This is a genomic window from Marinobacter sp., from assembly GCF_052091845.1.
GTDB lineage: Bacteria > Pseudomonadota > Gammaproteobacteria > Pseudomonadales > Oleiphilaceae > Marinobacter.
Genome location: NZ_JBQDCO010000004.1, coordinates 73,132 through 90,316, shown reverse-complemented (window position 1 = coordinate 90,316; position 17,185 = coordinate 73,132). Strand labels below are relative to the sequence as shown.

Genomic DNA, 17,185 nt, shown 5'->3' with positions numbered 1-17,185 from the left:
AGTGTACGCCACGTTTATAGCCCGGCAACAGTGTCAATTTGTTCCAATAAACCCGAATTCAGTGAACCAGGGTTAAGCGAGCCATGGCCCGGCCCACCCTCAGCCCGGGCTTCCACCACATAGCGCAGCGGGCCACCGGCATCAATACTGTCGAAGGGGTAGCAGGTAACCAGCAGCAAAGTGTCTGCCGGCAGATTGCTGATATCAATGAACTCTGACCGACTATCCACAACTCTTGTCTCACGCACCTTATACTCTTGCCAGCGGCCGTTGCGGCCCTGCAAACGAAGCTCATTACCTGGCTCAAGTTGCTTCAACGGTCGAAAATGAGTGTCCCGGTGACCCGCAATAACTGTGGCTCCCTGCGCACCCCCTACCCCCGTCATCTGGCCCGGGCCAAAGGCCAGACTCTCTCCGTGCACTCCGGCCAGTACAATCATTGAATCGCCCAGCTCAGGCATCGACAATTTTGCCACCGGCCAGGTATCAGCCCAGGGCCAGGGCCGGGTTTCAATCTGCCGCGCCTGGCTTTCGGCCCAGGCAACCTCCAGCAGTTCCTGCGCCATCACAGCCTTTAGGGGAATCCACAAACCAAACACCAACAGGGCAGCGGAGCCGGTCAACAGAGTTAACAGTAGCCGGCTCATGGGTATGCCCGCCTTTGCAGCAACACGATAGCCGCCGAAAACAGCAACCCCACCAGGCCCAGCACAATAAGCAAAGGCGCAGATGTTGCCGTTTGCGGGTAACGGACCATGCCAGGCTGGCTTCCGGCGGGCCGCAGGGTTGGCATGCTGTCTTTTACCGGGGCGCTGTCGGAATGCCTCACAGGCGCTGTATCTACCGCCACAAAGCTGGTGTATGGCGATATCAGGTTGTGCTCAATCGCCAGTTTGGTAACCGCCGCTTTGTCTGGTTCCTGAGACTTAATCCGTGCGTCATCCAACAGCTTGTCCATCTTCTGCCGGGCCCAGTAACGATTCAGGCCTGTGCCAGACGCCGCCTGCTGCAAATCCAGACTTCGTTGCCATGTAGCACCACCCGGCAGCGTCCCTGAAACACTCAACTCGCCAGCCGGTGACACACCTCGCACCACTTGCACTAGCGGCTCACCCTGAAACAAATCACCGGGACGAACCGGAAAACTGCCGGCAAGCGCCGCTGCCGACTGATTGGGCCAGCTCACCTCAATATCCGTCAGTATTGGCGCCTCCATGGCCGCAAACAGCCGGGCTAGAGGGCCGCTGATATCCGCTAGATCCTGCACCGAGGTATAACTGCCACGCCCCCAACGAGCGGCCTCCCGCATAAAGTGCATGTTGGGCGCCGCCCCTATCGCAACCGTAAACAACCGGTGGTCGCCCAGTTGATGGCGAATCTGACTAAACAACGCTGATTCGTTACCAACCGCCCCATCGGTGATAAACACCACCTGTTGTACCCTTGATTGCACCCTTGATTGCACCCTTGATTGCACCTTCGATGATTTTTCTGCAAGTACCTCATCCGCAGCTCTGCCTGAATTCTGCAAAGCCATGGTCAATGCCGGCGACATTTCTGTGCCGCCACCCGCTTCCAGTTGAGCCACATACTGGCGCGCACGGGCAAGATTATTGGCGCTTGCCACGACCGGTTGCATAAACAATGCATGGGGCTGGGAATTGAATTGAATCACATTGAACGTATCACCCGGCGCCAGCGTTTCCAGCCCCCGCTGTAACGCTTCCCTCGCCTGCCGGATGGGCTCCCCCGCCATCGAGCCGGAGGTATCAATCACAAAGGTCAGCGCCCGTGGCAACCGGGTTTTACCCGCTCGCCCGGGCACCGCCATGGCAAGCAGATAGTCTTCACCCTCCCAACGCTGATGAAAAACTGCCGCCCCGGGCTCCTGGCCCGCAAGTGGCTGCCAACGCAACACAAAATCCTGATTCATCACAATGTCCCCCGCCCGGGGTTGAACCGTCACAACCTGACCATCCTGTTCCGTCGCCACCTCATGGCTCGGGCTGGACACCCGCGCCAACGGAAGACCGGCATCAATCGTGAACTGCACCGAAGCCCGATGGCTATCAGCAGGCACATCTGCCACTTCCACAGTAAACGGACTAATCGCGCCGGCATCCGGCACCTCCGTAGTAGGCACAGCCCAGCCGCCCTGCCATTGCTGTTGCGCATCCGCCAAAGGCTTACCCGGCATATACCTGGGCGTTAAAGTGGTTGGCACTCTCAGTTCAAAAACCCCATCTTGATATCCCACAAGCTGCTGATAGTTAAGCTCTACCCTCACCTGCGCACCGGGCGGAATATTCGCTAGCCGAGTGGTAAACAGATTCGGCCGTTGCTGCTCAACCGTTGCCGTCTGACGCCCCGAATCCCTGGCCTTCGCGTAGGTTTCCTTCGCTTCCCCACGGGGCTGAACCTCACCTACGATGGTTCGCTCCCCCACCTTCATAGTCAGCCCATAAACACTGGCCTTCTCCGGAAGGGGGAACACAAACACACCCTCGCGCCACTGATCACTGGTGTTGCGAAACGTGCGCACCAGCGTGCTGTCTGCAATGAGCCCACTAACCCGAACATCAAAATCACTGTCTAAAACCAGGGCCGGCTCCTGCCAATGCCCCTTACCATCCACAAAGTGCAGCGCACCAGCGGTGTCTTCACCATTTGTGCTGGCCTCGGCATACAGCGGCTGAACAAACAAAACCAACAACATTGCCATCCATAAGCTGACACCCTCCATAAAGCGCCGAACACGACCTGAGCGCCCTGCACAGAGCCCGCGCGAGCGGCTGGAGCCTCTCCCGAAACCGTGCAGAGCCATGGATGGCGGAGCCGAGCGTACAAGGACGTATTCACAGCGTGTTTCGGGAGAGGCTCCAGCCGCTCGGGTGGGCGGACTCAAGCAAAATGGGAAAGCACTGTGCTGAGAAGACAGGGCAGAAAACATCATGGCAAGTTCCTCTGGCTGCATGACTAAATAAGACATCGCCATTACAACAACCCAAAAAGGAACGCCCGTGGCAGAATCCAACATTCCGCCCACCAAAAATGATCAATTATGACAACACCGCAAGCTAACCTTGTTCTTCACGCACGCCGTGTTTAAATAGACCCACACAGCCCACGGATAGCAGCCAAAAACATGAAAAAACACCTAGCACTGATAGAGGACGAACCCGCCATCCGCGACAACTACCGCGCCGCCTTCGAGCGTCGTGGCTATCGCCTGTCCACATACGGCGACCGCTCATCCGCCTGGCAAGTGCTGCGCCAAAGCCTCCCCGACCTTGCCATTATTGACGTAGGCCTGGGAGACGAACCCGAGGGTGGATTTACCCTATGCCAGGATTTGCGCTCGCTCTCCGGAACACTGCCTATCATTTTTCTGACCGCCCGGGACAGCGACATAGATTCCGTGCACGGCCTGCGCCTGGGCGCCGACGACTACGTCACCAAAGACATGAGCATGGAACACCTGCTGGCTCGCGTGACCGCCCTTCTTCGCCGGGCCGACGCCTGGGCTGAAGCCCTGCAAAAACCGGATGAAGTCGTAAACCGCGGCCGCCTCAGCCTCAACGTCGATCGCATGACCGTCGCCTGGGACCAAACCGCCATAGACCTCACCGTGACAGAATTCTGGATGCTGCACTCACTGGTGCAACATCCCGGCCATGTGCGCAACCGGGAACAGCTCATGGAAGCCGCCAGCACCGTTCTGGACGACAACACCGTGACCTCCCACATCAAGCGTATCCGCCGCAAATTCGCCCAGCTCGACAGCAGCTTCGACGGCATCCAGACCGCCTACGGCATGGGCTACCGCTGGAACGCCCGTGAGCTCTGATTCGTGACCCTGAAGCGCCAACTCTTTATCGCCAGCCTGTTAATGCTACTGATCCCCTGGGCCGGCTTGCAGTTTGTGCTGGAGCTGGACCAGGCTCTGCGACAGCAAGCGCTGCAACACCTGCAGGACCAGGCCGAACGACTGGCTGAAACCGCCGGCGACCTGAGCCTCGGCCTGCCCAGGTTGACGCCCCGTACGCCCGCTATTTATGTAGAGTCTCTGGAAAGCCCTCTAAATCTGGACGGCTACGGCTCCGACTGGCCGGGGTACGATGAAGAGCTACAGCGCCAAAACTGGCAGCCTATTGAACCTGCAGAGCAGCCAACAGATAGCGCAGACGGCCGGTCCATGAGATGGCAAGCCGCCACCGACCAAAGCCACCTGTACCTTTTGATACGCATCCGCAACAGCCAGCCACTGTTTTTCAACCCGGGGGCACCAGAGCAAAGCCACGACCAACTCAGGCTCTGGCTGACAGCTGCAAACGGCAACCTGGACACTGATCGTCAGCCTGAATCCTGGCTTATCCGCACACCTGCACCGGGTAAAGTGCACGCCACTACCCAAGCATCCGGGCAGACGGTTTCCAACACAAACCGGAAACCGGACTATCGCGTTCACGGCGCCTGGCAAACAGTCAGTAACGGCTGGCAACTTGAGCTGGAACTGCCCAAACCAGCCAACGGCAGCCGGCTTGGGTTTGCGGCCCGGCAGCCGGGCAGCTCAGACAGGGTGCAAATTTCAACTTCCATCAACCCACTGCCGGTTCTGGTGGCTCGCCAACCCGACATCGAGCGTCAGCTTTCGCCGGGCATGAGCAGGGGGCAACATGCCCGACTGGTAGAGTCAGCGGGCTGGGTCATTGCACAACAGACAACGCCTTCGCGACAGGCACCACCAGAGTTTGAAACCCTCAGCCCTTTGCAGGTTATTGAGCGCATCAGCCTCAATGTATTGCAGGCGCTGGTGCAGGTCTATCAACCGAAACCAGTGACCCTGACCGCCAGCACCAACCGGCTGAATATGGACAGACTGCCAGGCGAAGGCCTTGTTCGCCATGAAGACAACAGTACCTGGCTGATGACAACCAAACCGGTTTTCGGCGGCCGCACCCTGATACTTGAGCAATCCCTTGACCAACTGCTGACCCTGTCTGGCTCGGCCCTTGGTTCTGTGATTGCCCGCAGCATGCTGATTATTATTGGCCTGACACTGGTGCTGCTGGGCTATGCCAGTTGGCTGTCCTGGCGTATTGCCGGTTTACAGCGGGCTGTCAGCGCCAGCACAGACCAGGACGGCCGGATTACGGGCACTGTGCCAGCCTCACGTGCCCAGGATGAGCTGGGACAGCTACAAAATCATTTTGCCCAAATGGCCAACAGGCTGCATGGCTACAACCATTATCTGGAGAGTTTTTCACAACGCCTGTCCCACGAGCTCAAAACCCCCGTGGCCGTGGTACGTTCATCTCTGGAGAATCTTTCCCACAGCGAATCAGACGAGGAACGCGCTCAATACATAGGGCGTGCGACCGCAGCAACCGAACGTTTGCGGAAGATTCTTAACGGCATGAGCGAGGCCACCAGGCTGGAGCAGAGTTTTGATCATGCAGACAAAGAAATGTTTGATCTGGCGGACGTAATCGGCCAGGCCACTGCGGCCTACCAGGCGCTGGACAGTCATCATCAATTTGATTACGCCGGGCCGGAGTCGGGTGTAAATGTGCAAGGATCACCAGAGCTGATGGTGCAACTGCTTGATAAACTAGTCGACAATGCCAGGGATTTCACGCCGCAAGATGGCTGGATACAAATCGCGCTTGAGCAAACCGAAAGCCACATCTGTCTGTTAGTGTTCAACCAGGGCCAAGCACTACCAAACAATGCAGGCACCAGCATCTTCAGCCCTTTCGTATCAGTACGGAAAGGCCGGGAAGAAGGCCATCTTGGTCAGGGCCTGTTGATTGTCCAGCTTATTGCCGATTTCCACGGCGGCCGTGTGGCAGCGAGCAATGAAGTCCGCAACAAGCATGACGGCGTTTGTTTTCGGGTGTTCGTTCCTGCGCCGGGGCCTGACTAAAAACCCGGCGGAAAGCCAGCAGGCTTCAGCAAAAACGTTTATCCCCGGCATATTGCCGGAAAAACTGCTGCGCTGTGCGGCCATTGCGCACGCCCTTGGAGGTTGCGAACCGAATGGCCTCAAGGTGCAGGGCCTCCCGGTCAATATCCCCCGGAAACAGGTTATCCACGGCCTGCAGGTAGAGTTCTTGAGGAAACGCATAAAAGGAAAGCTGCAAGCCAAAGCGGTCGGCCAGAGACACCTGCTCCTCGATAGCCTCGGCCGGATGAATCTCCCCATCCTGAGCCTTGCTTTTGAGGTTGTCGGACATAAACTCCGGCATTAAGTGGCGGCGGTTGGAGGTTGCGTACACACGCACATTCTCGGGGGGCATCTCAAGGGAACCCTCAAGTACACTCTTCAGGGCCTTGTAGCCAGACTCCCCTGCATCAAACGACATGTCATCGCAAAATATAATAAACCGATACGGCAAATCGCAGATATCATCCACAATCTCCGGCAGATTTACCAGATCGTCCTTGTCCACCTCAATCACACGCAAACCTTTCTCTTGATAGCGATTGACCATGGCTTTTATCAGGGAAGACTTGCCAGTGCCCCGGGCACCCCAGAGCAACACATTATTTGAGGGCTCGCCGGCAAGAAAACGTTCGGTATTGCGCGCAAGTGCCTGCTGCTGGCGATCAATGCCGGTCAAGGAACCCCACTGAACCGGGTCCAGCCTGCGTACGGCGCGCAAGCCTGCCCGATGACGCCGCCACACTGCCGCGGGTGTTGATGACCAGTCAAAGGGTTCGTTTGCGGACATAAGATCTCTTCCTGTTCAGCTGGTTACAAACGCGCACTCGGGCTTATTGCCGCGTTACAGGTTATCAGTATATCGGTACGAGCTGCAGGTCTCCCTCAGGGGGCAGGCATAAAAAAACGGTGCAGAGACTGAGTCTCTGCACCGTTTTCGGGGTCATACCAGCGGGGATCAGAACTGGAATTTGAGACCGACCTGGGCCGTATCAAACTCGGGGCCGTCGTTGTTCAACTGGCCATTAAAGTCATCTTCGTCAATATCGACATTATACCGGTTGTACTCCAGGAACGTAGTCAGATGCTCTGTGATGCGAAAGTCGACACCGGCACCAATCACAGGGCTGACATCATCGTAGGTCTCGTCTTCATCAAACGCGTCTACATCCAGGGCGGCGGCGAACGCGCCGGCCTTGGCATACACACCAAAGCTGTCGGTAACTGGCAACCGGCCAATCGCAACAAGGGAGCCGCCCTTAAGCTTGGCTTTGGTGTCATCCTCACCGAAGTTGCCAAAATCGACGTAAGCGGCCTCCAGAGCGAAGAACTCGTTGAATTGGTAGCCGACCCCTGCACCGTAAAGATCGTTCGAATCGTCAAACTCTCCACCGTGGGCTTTATAGCCACCGTAACTACCCTTGATGTACGGGCCGGCTTCATCACGATCAGTGGAGCCTTGAGCGAACGCTGTGGGCGCTGCGAATACGCTGGCAGATAATACAGTTGCACAAGCAATGCGAGCTTTATAATTCATAGCGTTTCTTCCTCACTTGGTTAAAATCCATTCGTCGCTGCACTCTCGGGGTGACTGAACTGAATCGCTCATCGCCCTGAATTGCATAACTCTACCCTAGTGAATAAACGCTTGAATTTGGGTTACCGCCACACTAATTTCTATTCATTAAATTTTAATTGTTTTCTTCTCTGAAGAAAACAATTAAAATTTTATAAATCAAACACTTAAAAAATTAAAAAAACGGATAAAAAAGCCACCTCTCCTAATCCGCTTATACGGGATTTCCATAACAACAATAAAGCTTGAAACCTTACTCTTCGGCTTTTTTGGCGGCTGGGGGAGCGCTCGTTTCATTCGAATCGGTCGCTTCCGGGGAGGCACGACCAGCTTGCTGACGCATCATCGCCATGCCGCCTTTAAATAATAGCCCTTTGAGGCGTGGATCACTCTGTTCTGCCACGCCGACTGCAAAAGCCAGTGTCACGGCTTCCATCGGATTACGAGTTATGAGTGAGCGCAAGGCAGCCACGGGCGACTTCGCGCTCCTGGCTGATCCGTCGGATTCATTATTTGATGTGTTCCGAAAAGCTTTGGCGGGGCGAGTCATGCGATAGAAGAACAAGGCAAGCAAACAAAGGCACGCCAGCCCGGTAATCGCCATAGCCCCGGGCTCGCCCACGAAGGGAGTCAGGGCGAGCGTTGCTGCACCACCCAATAAATAAAAGCCGGTGATCAACAACGCCGTCAATAACACCATCAACAGCACAACCGCCGCAACAGCCGCGATGGCCTTCCGGATCGTACTCTTGATGGCTGCAGAATCAGGAAGCATCAGCGATCGAGCATCTTGCCCACAATAATGCCGGCGAGAAACATGAGGATAATACTAAGAAACGGCCTTTCCTCAATTTTGTGCTCCACACTCTCTACACTTTTCGACCCAGCTTCGGTGGCACGATTAAGGGCTTCATCACCGCGCTTGCGCAGCTGATCCAACACCGAACGGGTTTCGCGGCTGATTTCGTCTTTCAAGCTGTTAGCGCGATCTCTATGGCCGTCTGCCACCGTTTTGCTCAATGCCGCAATATCGTCGCGCAGCACCTGAAGATCCTCTTTAACGTTAGCATAATCACCTTGTGCGGTTTGCTTATCCATGTCCTGTCTCCTGAGCGAACTAATATTTTGCAAAAACGGCCGGGTAGGGCCGCTTTATAGTCACAGCCAAAACGGCTGCTTATGAATGACTCTAGCACAGGTTTGAAAATCCGTAACGGTACACAGATGCCACAGACAGTCCGGTTGCTGCATCAGAGCCCGGACCCTGGCGTTTCCGGCTCGTCATTTCGCACACGCAAAAAGCTTGCGAAGCGTGGCAGGCCCGTTGCTGTATGGCCGTAGTACTTGAAGGTTACGCGAGTGCCAGGCGCAGGCGGCCTGGCTCGTAACTCGTCGCTGAAGCCGGTGCCTATGCGGAAACGACGACCGTCTGGGAGCTCTACCCGCAAGGCACCCATCATGCCCTGAAGTCGGCCCTTGCCCGCCAGATGCTCAACCACCACAGCGTCTGCGTCGGAAAAGGTTTTTACCTTCAAAAGGTCGTCGGACCGGCCCGCCTTGTAAAGGCTGTGTTGCCGCTTGAGCATTAGACCCTCGCCGCCTTTGGCAACCAGTTTTTCCAGCCGGGACATTAGCTTGGTGTGAGACGTAGCCTGCCTCTGTTCGACAAGTTTCAGGTAGCGGGAATCGCTTTGTTGCACCAGCACCTGCAGCCGCTTGTACCGCTTTTTAAACACCCCCGACGCCGGCAAATCAAAGACATGAAACTGGATATCGCGCCACTGGCTATCTACCGGGGTCTGCTTACGCACTGCCCCGGACAACTCCGCAAAGCGTTGCCGCCCCATCCACAATTCCCCATCCAGGGGAACCGCAGGAAAGCCTGCCACAAACCAGGCAGGTGCTTGATACACATTGCCCCTGCGGGATAAAAACCTCTGGCCGTCCCAGTAGGCTCTCACACCATCCAGCTTCTCACTGACCCAGTAATCCGCCAGCGACACCCCATTTTGGTAGGTGTTAGCGAGCGGCACCGGAGGCTGGCTGGCCAGACCAACCCGAACGGTTGCCAACAGCAGGCTTAGCAGCACTAACTGGACCGTTATACTTACAGATTTAACCGGCATTCATTATCCTCCATGCGCAGATTCAGGCCCGCTATTACTTCACCCGGGCTGTGCCTGTCGCCTCACCAGGTCAATACAAGCTGCGTGGAATCTGAAACCCTGACAGCAGCTGCTGGGTGAATGGATTGGTATTACTGGCCGCATGCAGGCGGTAACGCATTTCGCCGTCGTCCACCTGAAAGCGCACGTCTACCGCGCTGCCGCTGACACCGGTTATGTCGGCTTTATCAAGCAAGCGAAACAGGGCCCAGGGCCCGCTTTGGGAAATGCTGCGCGGCGAGCGGTTTACCTGCACCGGCACCAGGGTAATCCGGCTTTCTACAGCTTCCCGCAAGGTGTTGGGCCATACCAGCGGAATGCTCTGGCGCGGGCCATGGCTAAACTCCACCAGTTGGCCATCGAGGTTCACAACACTGCGGCGCTTGTTGGAGGACAAGTTCAGGGGCTCCAGGGCAAACTCGACATCCAGGGTGCCACTGCGGGTGAAATAGGCACTGCGAATCTTGCTGGCGTTACCCAGGGATGCCAGTACATCGCGGCGCACCAGCCCGGCCCGGCGGGCATCGCCCACCTGCTCCGGATGATCTTCCAGGAACAGTTTCAGGTTATCTTTGTAGAAAGTGTCCAGTACGCCATCTGGCGCGAAAAATCGCTCAAAGTCCTGCAAGGCAACATCACGGCCGGCATTGGCGTTAAACGGATAGTGTCTGGCCAGATTCTGCTGGAAAGGCTGATAAACCTCCCGGTACCACTCCCGCTCAAGCTGCGCCACGGCTTGATCCAGCAACACCCGCCAGCTTTCTATCGCTAATCGGTTAAGCAGGCGGTTAAGGGGCTCAGGCTGATGACCCGCCATCCGCTGCAGAGTGAAAATCGGATCCGCTCCCTGCAATCCCATTCTGGCACGAGCGGCATTAAGGGCCGCCTTACCCTTGTCCGGCGCTTCCTGGATATTGCGCATGTACTCATGCAGATCGTTTACCACCAGCATAACCTGCTCTAACCCGCTGGGCTGGTCGTCGTGCTTACGCGTCAGTTGGTTTAGGTCGGTAAACTGGCGTTCGATATTCTGCAGCATGCGGAAGTGGGCAGACTTTTCAAAGAGTTCCCGCGCCGCTGCATTTTCTCCTTCCGCCTCAGGTACAAATTGTGTATTTCTGCGAACCTGCCCCAGTAGCTGGGCCAGTGGCTGGTGGCCACCGGTAAGGCTTTCCAGCACCCGGACCCCGTGGTTCAGATCGTCGAACCGCTGGATATCAACACGGCTCAGGGCCGTACGCCAGACATCGGCATAGCGCTCTGCGTAGCGGTTCTGCAAGCTCGCCTGCAGCTCTGCTTCATCAGCCTTGCTGAAGTCCACATTGTCTCGACGCCCCAACACCCAGGCATCTATCAGGGCCAGCTCCGTAACTGTGGCCGATTTACGCAGGAACCACTTTTCCAGACCGTCCCGGGTCAGCAGTGCAGGAATGCTCAAGGGGTCTGGTGTAGCTGCCGGCGGCGGCTCAGCACTGCCTTCTGCCCCGGTTTGTTCAATCGGCTCGCCATACTGGTCCACACGTATAAATACGTTGCTGAACGCCGGACCAGAGGTGCGGGCCAAATCGATTGGCTGGCGAAATTCACGGCCGGCTTCGCCTTCCAGATCACGATACACCCGATCTGGCGTCGACATACGCCCCAGCTCGTGTTGCGACCACTGCACACTGCTTCTAAACGGTGCAAGGGCCATATCTGCAGTGACATCGCCGTCGCCTGCCTGCTGGGCCAAATCGGTATGCTCCATGGCATAGCCAAGGTGCGCCAAAAGCCTTTGCTGAACATCGCGACGGCCCGGGAAGGCGCGCTGCCAGTACTCGCTCATATAGGTGGTTACAATATCGTTGCGGCGACCGCTGGCATCATAGAGCATCCGCAGCACGCGCAGGTGCGCAAGGCGTTCAGCACTGTTATCCGGCGCCCGGCTCATTTCACCCATCACACCAAACATCAGCGCGGGCAGGTATTGGTAAGCCAGCATGTCCAGATAAGACGCTTCCACCTCCGGCCCCACCTTGTGGCCCTGGTACAACCCCATATCACTGACGAGTAGCCACTGTTTGCGATGATCACCAAAGGCCAGCGTTGCCTGACGCAACTGATCCAGCGGCTTTAGCAGGTTGCGACCGGTTGTATCCGGCTCGAAGCCGACCGGCTGCCAGTTATCGATGAAATGCTGAACCCGGGTTTCAACCGAGGCAGCTGCCTCGGCGTTCTTGATAAAGTAATGCTGCCAGCCCGACGTTATACCAACCCCGGCACACACGGCTACGGCGGCGGCAATGACCACCCGGCGCTGGCGGCGGCGCACAATCCTGTGGTTGTCGCCGGCCAAACCTGCCTCGGGATAAATAATGTCCGGGAACAGGGTTTGCGTAAACAGGTTTGCAGACTGGCCTGAGCGCTGGGCCGGCTGAATTGGCCCGGATACCTGGTAGTGATTCGCGGCGGCCGAGACAAAGGCATCTTCTGGCACACCTTCTTGTACCACAGAGGTAAAATACGTCCCCCGAACCAACGTGGGTGTTGAGAAGGCATCTGCCGAAAGAAGGCTGGTCAGAAAGGTTTCAAGTGCCGGCTTCAGGCCGGCCAATTGCCGGGTGAACGAGTAGGCTGCTGCCCTGTCTTCAGAATCCCGGGTACTGGCGAGCACATCGGGCAACCGATCATTCAGTCGGGCAACCATCTTGCTGAATCGTTCCGAGAATTCAGTCAGCCATTCGTCGTTATCCAGCTGCCCTTCCAGTTGGAAGGTAAACCCGAGAGCCTGCTCTTTCTCCTGTTTGCTGAAAGTGCGAACAAATGGCCCGAAGCCATAAAGCAGATCCATCTTGGTAAACGATACATACACCGGTAAACGCGAGCCTATCTGCTCCATCAACTCTCTTAGTCGGGTACGCAGCAGGATGGCATGAGCCTCCCGCTGTTCTTCACTCGCTGTGCTCAACTGCGCCAGATCCACCGCCAGCACTACCCCATTAAGCGGGCGCTGCGGGCGGTTTTGCTCAAGCCACTGGATGAAATGGGTCCATAGTCGCTGCTGTATTTCTCCGGCAGCTCTCTGGCTTTCGCCCTGGTTCTCATTCTGGCTAAGCAGCTCGCCGTCCGGATCAATCAGTACACCGTTATCGCCAATCCACCAATCGAAGCTGAAAGGGTTGCGATCCGCACGATTATTGCGGGTGACGTTGGTGAGGGTATGGGTTTGCCCGGAACGCTGAACCAGGCTGGTTTTGCCCGCGCCTTCCAGGCCCATGACCAGATACCAGGGCAAGCGGTAAACACCCTGGCGGCCAGGCAGATTGCTCTTCAAGGCCGCCAGTTGCCGGTCCAGCAGTCGCTGTTGCCGACGCTCCATAGGCAGGACCGGATCTTCCTGCTCCTGCTTCTTTTCGGCTTTGGACGCATTCACCTTGCCCAGGCGACGGGCCAGCATCGTGCCCCAGACCATCGCCACCAGTAAAATCGCGCCCAGAGTAACCAGCGCCCTCGCCTGCCAGGCCAACAGCGGATACTCGCCACGCACCTGCCATTTGGGCCCCAGCCACCAGGTGGCCACCAGCAGCGCAATCAAGCCAAGCGCCAGGGCAACCGGCGCAGCGCTTCGAATGTATGGCAGTAGCCAGCGTCCAATGAGTAAAGCTCTTCTCCACATGGTGTCCATTCCTACTGTGTATCCGTTATGTATTCGTCGCTGTTTTGACGTCTTGATTCGCTTGACTGTGTTTCAAGGCTGAAAGCCCGTTCCAAGGCCCTCAGAGCAACCGTTCGAGCTGCTTCAGAAGCGCAGGCTCCCAATCTTCAATAACCAGGCCTGCTACTTGCTGCTGCAAGTCCTGCATCTGCTGGCGAGCCAGACTTACCAGGCCGCTTTCTTTCATCAGCCGTGCCGAGGTCAGCCGCCAGTAAAACTGTTCCCGCGGCTCCCGGGCGCTTGCCAGCCCGTCCTCAAGCAGCTGCATAGCCGGTGCCAGACCCTTCTGGTTCATAAGTTCCCGGGCGGCGTCGTAGGCCTGTTCCCACTGATTGGCCACGCCACCCGACGGGCTCCCGGGCCTGTTAGCGGGCGCAGACGCTCGCCATTCTTCTGTTTCGGGAGGCAAAAACGGAGTGCCGTCGTTAAACGTCAGCTCTGCCAGTTGCGGCAGCCTTTCCACAAACTCGTTGACCGCCGCGCGAATGGCCTCGGCACAGGCGGCGCAACCCAGAGCCGCGGCCACACTGGCGCTGAGATGGTGGCCCTCAAGCCAGAAGGGGCTGACCGCAAGGCTCTGTTCAATGCGCTGCCACAGCGCCTGGTCTGGCGCTTTTTCCAGGGCTTCGCGATAGTCCGCCACCCGATCTGCACTCACCGCAGCCAGGTCAGACCGCTTGCCATCGCGGGTGGGTGGCGCGGCTGTAATGCTCTGCCAAAGGGCATAGCGCCGAACCTGATAGCCCAAAGGCCGCTGCGGCTCGGTTTCGGTCAGCATGTCGGCTACTTTCAACAGGCTCTGGCGGGTTGCCCGTTCGTTGCCCGGGTCCAGCGTCAAGGCTCCAAGAGAGGGGCTGGCTGACGCTGCCGAATGCGCGGGAGCTGCTTTCGCGCCATCGTGGTTAGTGGTGGCAGAACTGGCCGTTGTTGCCTGCGGGTCTTTTTCAGAATCGGCGACGGCCTCTTGGGGCTGGGGCAGCTTTTCCAGAGCGCGCTTCAGGTCCACCAGTGAATCGTCCGGCCACTCTCTTTGTTGTACCTGTGCGTCGAGCTTTGCCAACACCTCAAGGCAAAAGCTGCGACCGTCTCCCACGCTGGCATCAAATGACAGGCCCGCCACACCCTTGCCCGCGCGCTGAAGCATCTGGGTAAACAGCATTCTCCGCGCCCGCTTGCCTTTATCGCCCGGGTAAGGCCAACCTTCTTCCCACCAGGCGTCCAGAACCCCATTCAGGAGGTATAACGACAGTGCAAAACGTTCACCATCGCCACCGCGCTGTAGAGCAATGAGGAGAAACCCCAGAACTTTTATATCCTTGCTGCGAGCCGATAAAATTTTCAGCGACTCACTCTCAACCTTGCCCCAATCAATGTCGGTATGGGCAAGGGAGCCCACTTTCATTATTTCGTCTTCAAGAAACCCCAGGGCGGCATCTTCTCCCAGCGCATTACCCACGGTGAACTCGCTGTCCAGTGGCGGCACCACCTGCTCAACATAGGGATGCTGTTCGATAATCTGCATATCTCTGTCCTTGCTTATTCGCTGCCCGGCTACCAGCCGCAACTCTCGCGAAGCGGGCGAATGGCAGCCTGAAACCCCGTTAAATCGAATAGCAGACCGTCGATGCGGGTGCTTTCGGAGTAAACACGGATATGGGTTTTCTGCCCTACACTTTTAACCGTTCGGATGGCGGGCAACCCGCGCCCAATGCTGAGTACATAACCACTATCACGCACTCTCCAGGCGTTCTGACTTGCCATTTGGGTGGTGCCAAGCCCCAGGTTTACACGCTCTGCATCCAGTGGTTCGGGCAGTATCAATGTCAGATCGGTGATGTTGTTATGGCATTGCAAGGCCAGCAAAGGCCTGGGCGGCCGAGCGCCCAATGCCGGGGTTATAACCAGAAGGCCCGCGGCCTGCCCGGTGTTGCCATAGCTGACGCCACCGGTCGTGGGCGCAGATTCTGCCTGTGCATAGGCTTCACGCCAGCGCTGGGAGCGGGGTGTATCAGAGGCCCCCGGGCGTGACTGGTTTCCGGCTTCAGGCTCGGCCAGGGGCGTGCCAAACACTTTGTCAAAACACGACAACCGCTCCAGGCGCCGGGTTTCGGTAGTGCATAAACGCGCGTCCTCCAGCAACCCGGCCCGGGCTGGCACACTTGTAGTCATCAGACCCAGAATGCCAAGGGTGAACGTAAAAACCCCACCAAGAGTGCCCATACCCGAATGTCTCATGTTTCGGCTACCTGATACTTCAAGCACTTATGGGCCAGGGTTCGCTTCGGCAAACCAAGGCTTTCCGCCGCCTGGGCCCGGTTGCCGCCATACTGCTGCAACCGGTCTCGGATGACCGCAGCTTCAAACGCCTGGGCAGCGGCTTTGAGATCACGGATATCACCTGCCTCGGGTGTGGCGAAGGTGGCTGAGCTCTCTTGCTCGGTCCCCGGCAGGTTTGCGGCGCCCGGCTGCGAAAAAAAGTCTGTGAGCCTGAGGGCTTCGGGTTGAATGTCGTCTCCTGCGGGCGTTTGCAGGCAGGCCAACTCGATGATGTTGCGCAATTCCCGGGCGTTGCCGGGAAAGTCATAGTTCAGAAATGCCTGCAGGGCATGACTGCTAATGCCTTGCGGCCCCGCACCCTCCCGCTCGGTATACAAGCGGATGAAGTGGCGGCTGAGTGGCTCCAGGTCATCCGGGCGTTCACGCAGGGGCGTGACATTCAGCGGAAACTGGCTCAGGCGATAAAACAGGTCCTGGCGAAAACTGCGGTCTTTAATGCCCTGATGAAGGGGCTGGTGCGTGGCCGCCACCAGGCGAAAATCGGAATGCTGTTCCTGGCGGGCACCTAGAGGCCGGAACTGGCGGCTTTCCAGTACCCGCAGGAGTTTGGATTGCAGGGCCAGTGGCATGTCGCCGATTTCGTCCAGAAACAGTGTGCCGCCATTTGCCTGGGCCAGCAGCCCTTCTTTGGCCTGGTCGGCCCCGGAAAATGCGCCTTTGGTGTGGCCGAACAGTTCGCTTTCCAGCAGGCTGTCGGGTATCGCGGCGCAATTGACCACTACCATGGGGCCAGCGGCCCGGTCTGATAATTCGTGTATGCCCCTGGCCACCACGTCTTTGCCGCAGCCGGTTTCGCCCTTAACCAACACTGACAGTTGGCTGCCGGCGGCACGGACCACCTGGGCCCGCAGTTTGGTGATGGCTTCTGAGGAGCCCACGAGGGTTTGTGCCAGTAAGTCGCAACGCTTACGAACGGTTTCTGCATCATGCAGGTTATCCAGGGAGCGTTTGAGCAGGCGACGTTGCCACACCTGATCGCGGCTTTGCAGCTGTGATACCCACTGGTGAGTGAGCAGTTGTAACAGGCCACAATAAAGGGGCTGGCCGGTGACGCCGCCCCAGTCAGGTTCGTCGCGGCAGAGTACGAGTATGCCGAGGGTTCGGCCGTCGTCGCCGCGCAGCGGCTCCAGCCAGAGCGATTTCGGGCGGTTGCTGGCTTCGACAAGGCTTTGGAAACCTGGGTGATCAAGGCGGTGGCTTGCGGCCCTTGTGAGCTCACGGGCTTTACCGGTTTGCAGCAGGTGGGCGAAGGGATGGCTGAAATCGCCGCAGTCGAATTCGCCGGTTTCGGCCAGGTCGCAGCAGTGGAGTGTGCGGCCGCTGAGGTCGAGTTCGAGTGCCCAGCAGCGGGTCAGGCCGAAGGTGTTTTTCAGCTGTGTTGTGGCGGTTTTCAGCAAGTCCGGCAGTGTGGTTTGCTGGGTCAGTGCGACCGCTAGCTCTATGCCGGTGTGCAGTTCCGTCTGCATCTG

At 57.6% G+C, this 17,185-nt stretch carries 13 protein-coding genes; 2 read left to right on the top strand and 11 right to left on the bottom strand.

Annotated elements, in window-relative coordinates:
• Positions 1-14: 14 nt before the first annotated feature.
• The gene (locus ACTHYN_RS02480; RefSeq protein WP_441810915.1) at positions 15-647 is read right to left on the bottom strand and encodes a class GN sortase; all 633 of its coding nucleotides are present in this window, start codon (positions 645-647) and stop codon (positions 15-17) included.
• The gene (locus ACTHYN_RS02475) at positions 644-2,716 is read right to left on the bottom strand and encodes a marine proteobacterial sortase target protein (RefSeq protein WP_441810914.1); all 2,073 of its coding nucleotides are present in this window, start codon (positions 2,714-2,716) and stop codon (positions 644-646) included. The genes ACTHYN_RS02480 and ACTHYN_RS02475 overlap by 4 nt, the downstream gene beginning before the upstream one ends.
• Before the next feature lie 429 nt (positions 2,717-3,145).
• On the opposite strand from ACTHYN_RS02475, the gene pdsR reads away from it, so the two are divergent.
• Both pdsR and ACTHYN_RS02465 read left to right on the top strand, forming a co-directional pair.
• Positions 3,146-3,847, top strand: coding sequence for a proteobacterial dedicated sortase system response regulator (gene pdsR, locus ACTHYN_RS02470; RefSeq protein ID WP_441810913.1), 702 nt, complete (start codon positions 3,146-3,148; stop codon positions 3,845-3,847).
• A gap of 3 nt (positions 3,848-3,850) precedes the next feature.
• Positions 3,851-5,926, top strand: a complete 2,076-nt coding sequence (locus ACTHYN_RS02465; protein ID WP_441810912.1) for an ATP-binding protein — start codon at positions 3,851-3,853, stop codon at positions 5,924-5,926.
• 25 nt (positions 5,927-5,951) lie between these two features.
• On the opposite strand, the gene ACTHYN_RS02460 is transcribed toward ACTHYN_RS02465, so the two are convergent.
• From ACTHYN_RS02460 to ACTHYN_RS02420, 9 genes are all read right to left on the bottom strand, one after another.
• Entirely contained in the window at positions 5,952-6,734 is a 783-nt protein-coding gene (locus tag ACTHYN_RS02460; RefSeq protein WP_441810911.1) for an ATP-binding protein, read from the bottom strand.
• A 168-nt stretch (positions 6,735-6,902) separates the two neighbouring features.
• Complete coding sequence (locus tag ACTHYN_RS02455) at positions 6,903-7,481, bottom strand: porin family protein (protein ID WP_441810910.1); 579 nt, start codon at positions 7,479-7,481, stop codon at positions 6,903-6,905.
• A 292-nt stretch (positions 7,482-7,773) separates the two neighbouring features.
• A complete protein-coding gene (locus ACTHYN_RS02450; RefSeq protein WP_441810909.1) occupies positions 7,774-8,295 on the bottom strand; it encodes a hypothetical protein in 522 nt (173 codons plus the stop codon).
• The gene (locus ACTHYN_RS02445) at positions 8,295-8,618 is read right to left on the bottom strand and encodes a DUF883 family protein (RefSeq protein ID WP_441810908.1); all 324 of its coding nucleotides are present in this window, start codon (positions 8,616-8,618) and stop codon (positions 8,295-8,297) included. The genes ACTHYN_RS02450 and ACTHYN_RS02445 overlap by 1 nt, the downstream gene beginning before the upstream one ends.
• Positions 8,619-8,770: 152 nt before the next feature.
• Positions 8,771-9,646, bottom strand: coding sequence for a DNA ligase (locus ACTHYN_RS02440; protein WP_441810907.1), 876 nt, complete (start codon positions 9,644-9,646; stop codon positions 8,771-8,773).
• Positions 9,647-9,716: 70 nt separating this feature from the next.
• Positions 9,717-13,349: a type VI secretion system membrane subunit TssM gene (tssM, locus tag ACTHYN_RS02435; RefSeq protein ID WP_441810906.1), complete on the bottom strand. Its 3,633-nt coding sequence runs from the start codon at positions 13,347-13,349 to the stop codon at positions 9,717-9,719.
• Between the two features lie 91 nt (positions 13,350-13,440).
• Positions 13,441-14,901 carry a type VI secretion system protein TssA gene (tssA, locus tag ACTHYN_RS02430; protein ID WP_441810905.1) on the bottom strand — a complete coding sequence of 487 codons (1,461 nt, stop codon included), beginning with the start codon at positions 14,899-14,901 and terminating at the stop codon, positions 13,441-13,443.
• A 29-nt stretch (positions 14,902-14,930) separates the two neighbouring features.
• Positions 14,931-15,614, bottom strand: coding sequence for a type VI secretion system-associated protein VasI (gene vasI / locus ACTHYN_RS02425; protein ID WP_441810904.1), 684 nt, complete (start codon positions 15,612-15,614; stop codon positions 14,931-14,933).
• Positions 15,611-17,182 carry a sigma-54-dependent Fis family transcriptional regulator gene (locus tag ACTHYN_RS02420; protein WP_441810941.1) on the bottom strand — a complete coding sequence of 524 codons (1,572 nt, stop codon included), beginning with the start codon at positions 17,180-17,182 and terminating at the stop codon, positions 15,611-15,613. The genes vasI and ACTHYN_RS02420 overlap by 4 nt, the downstream gene beginning before the upstream one ends.
• Between the last annotated feature and the right edge of the window lie 3 nt (positions 17,183-17,185).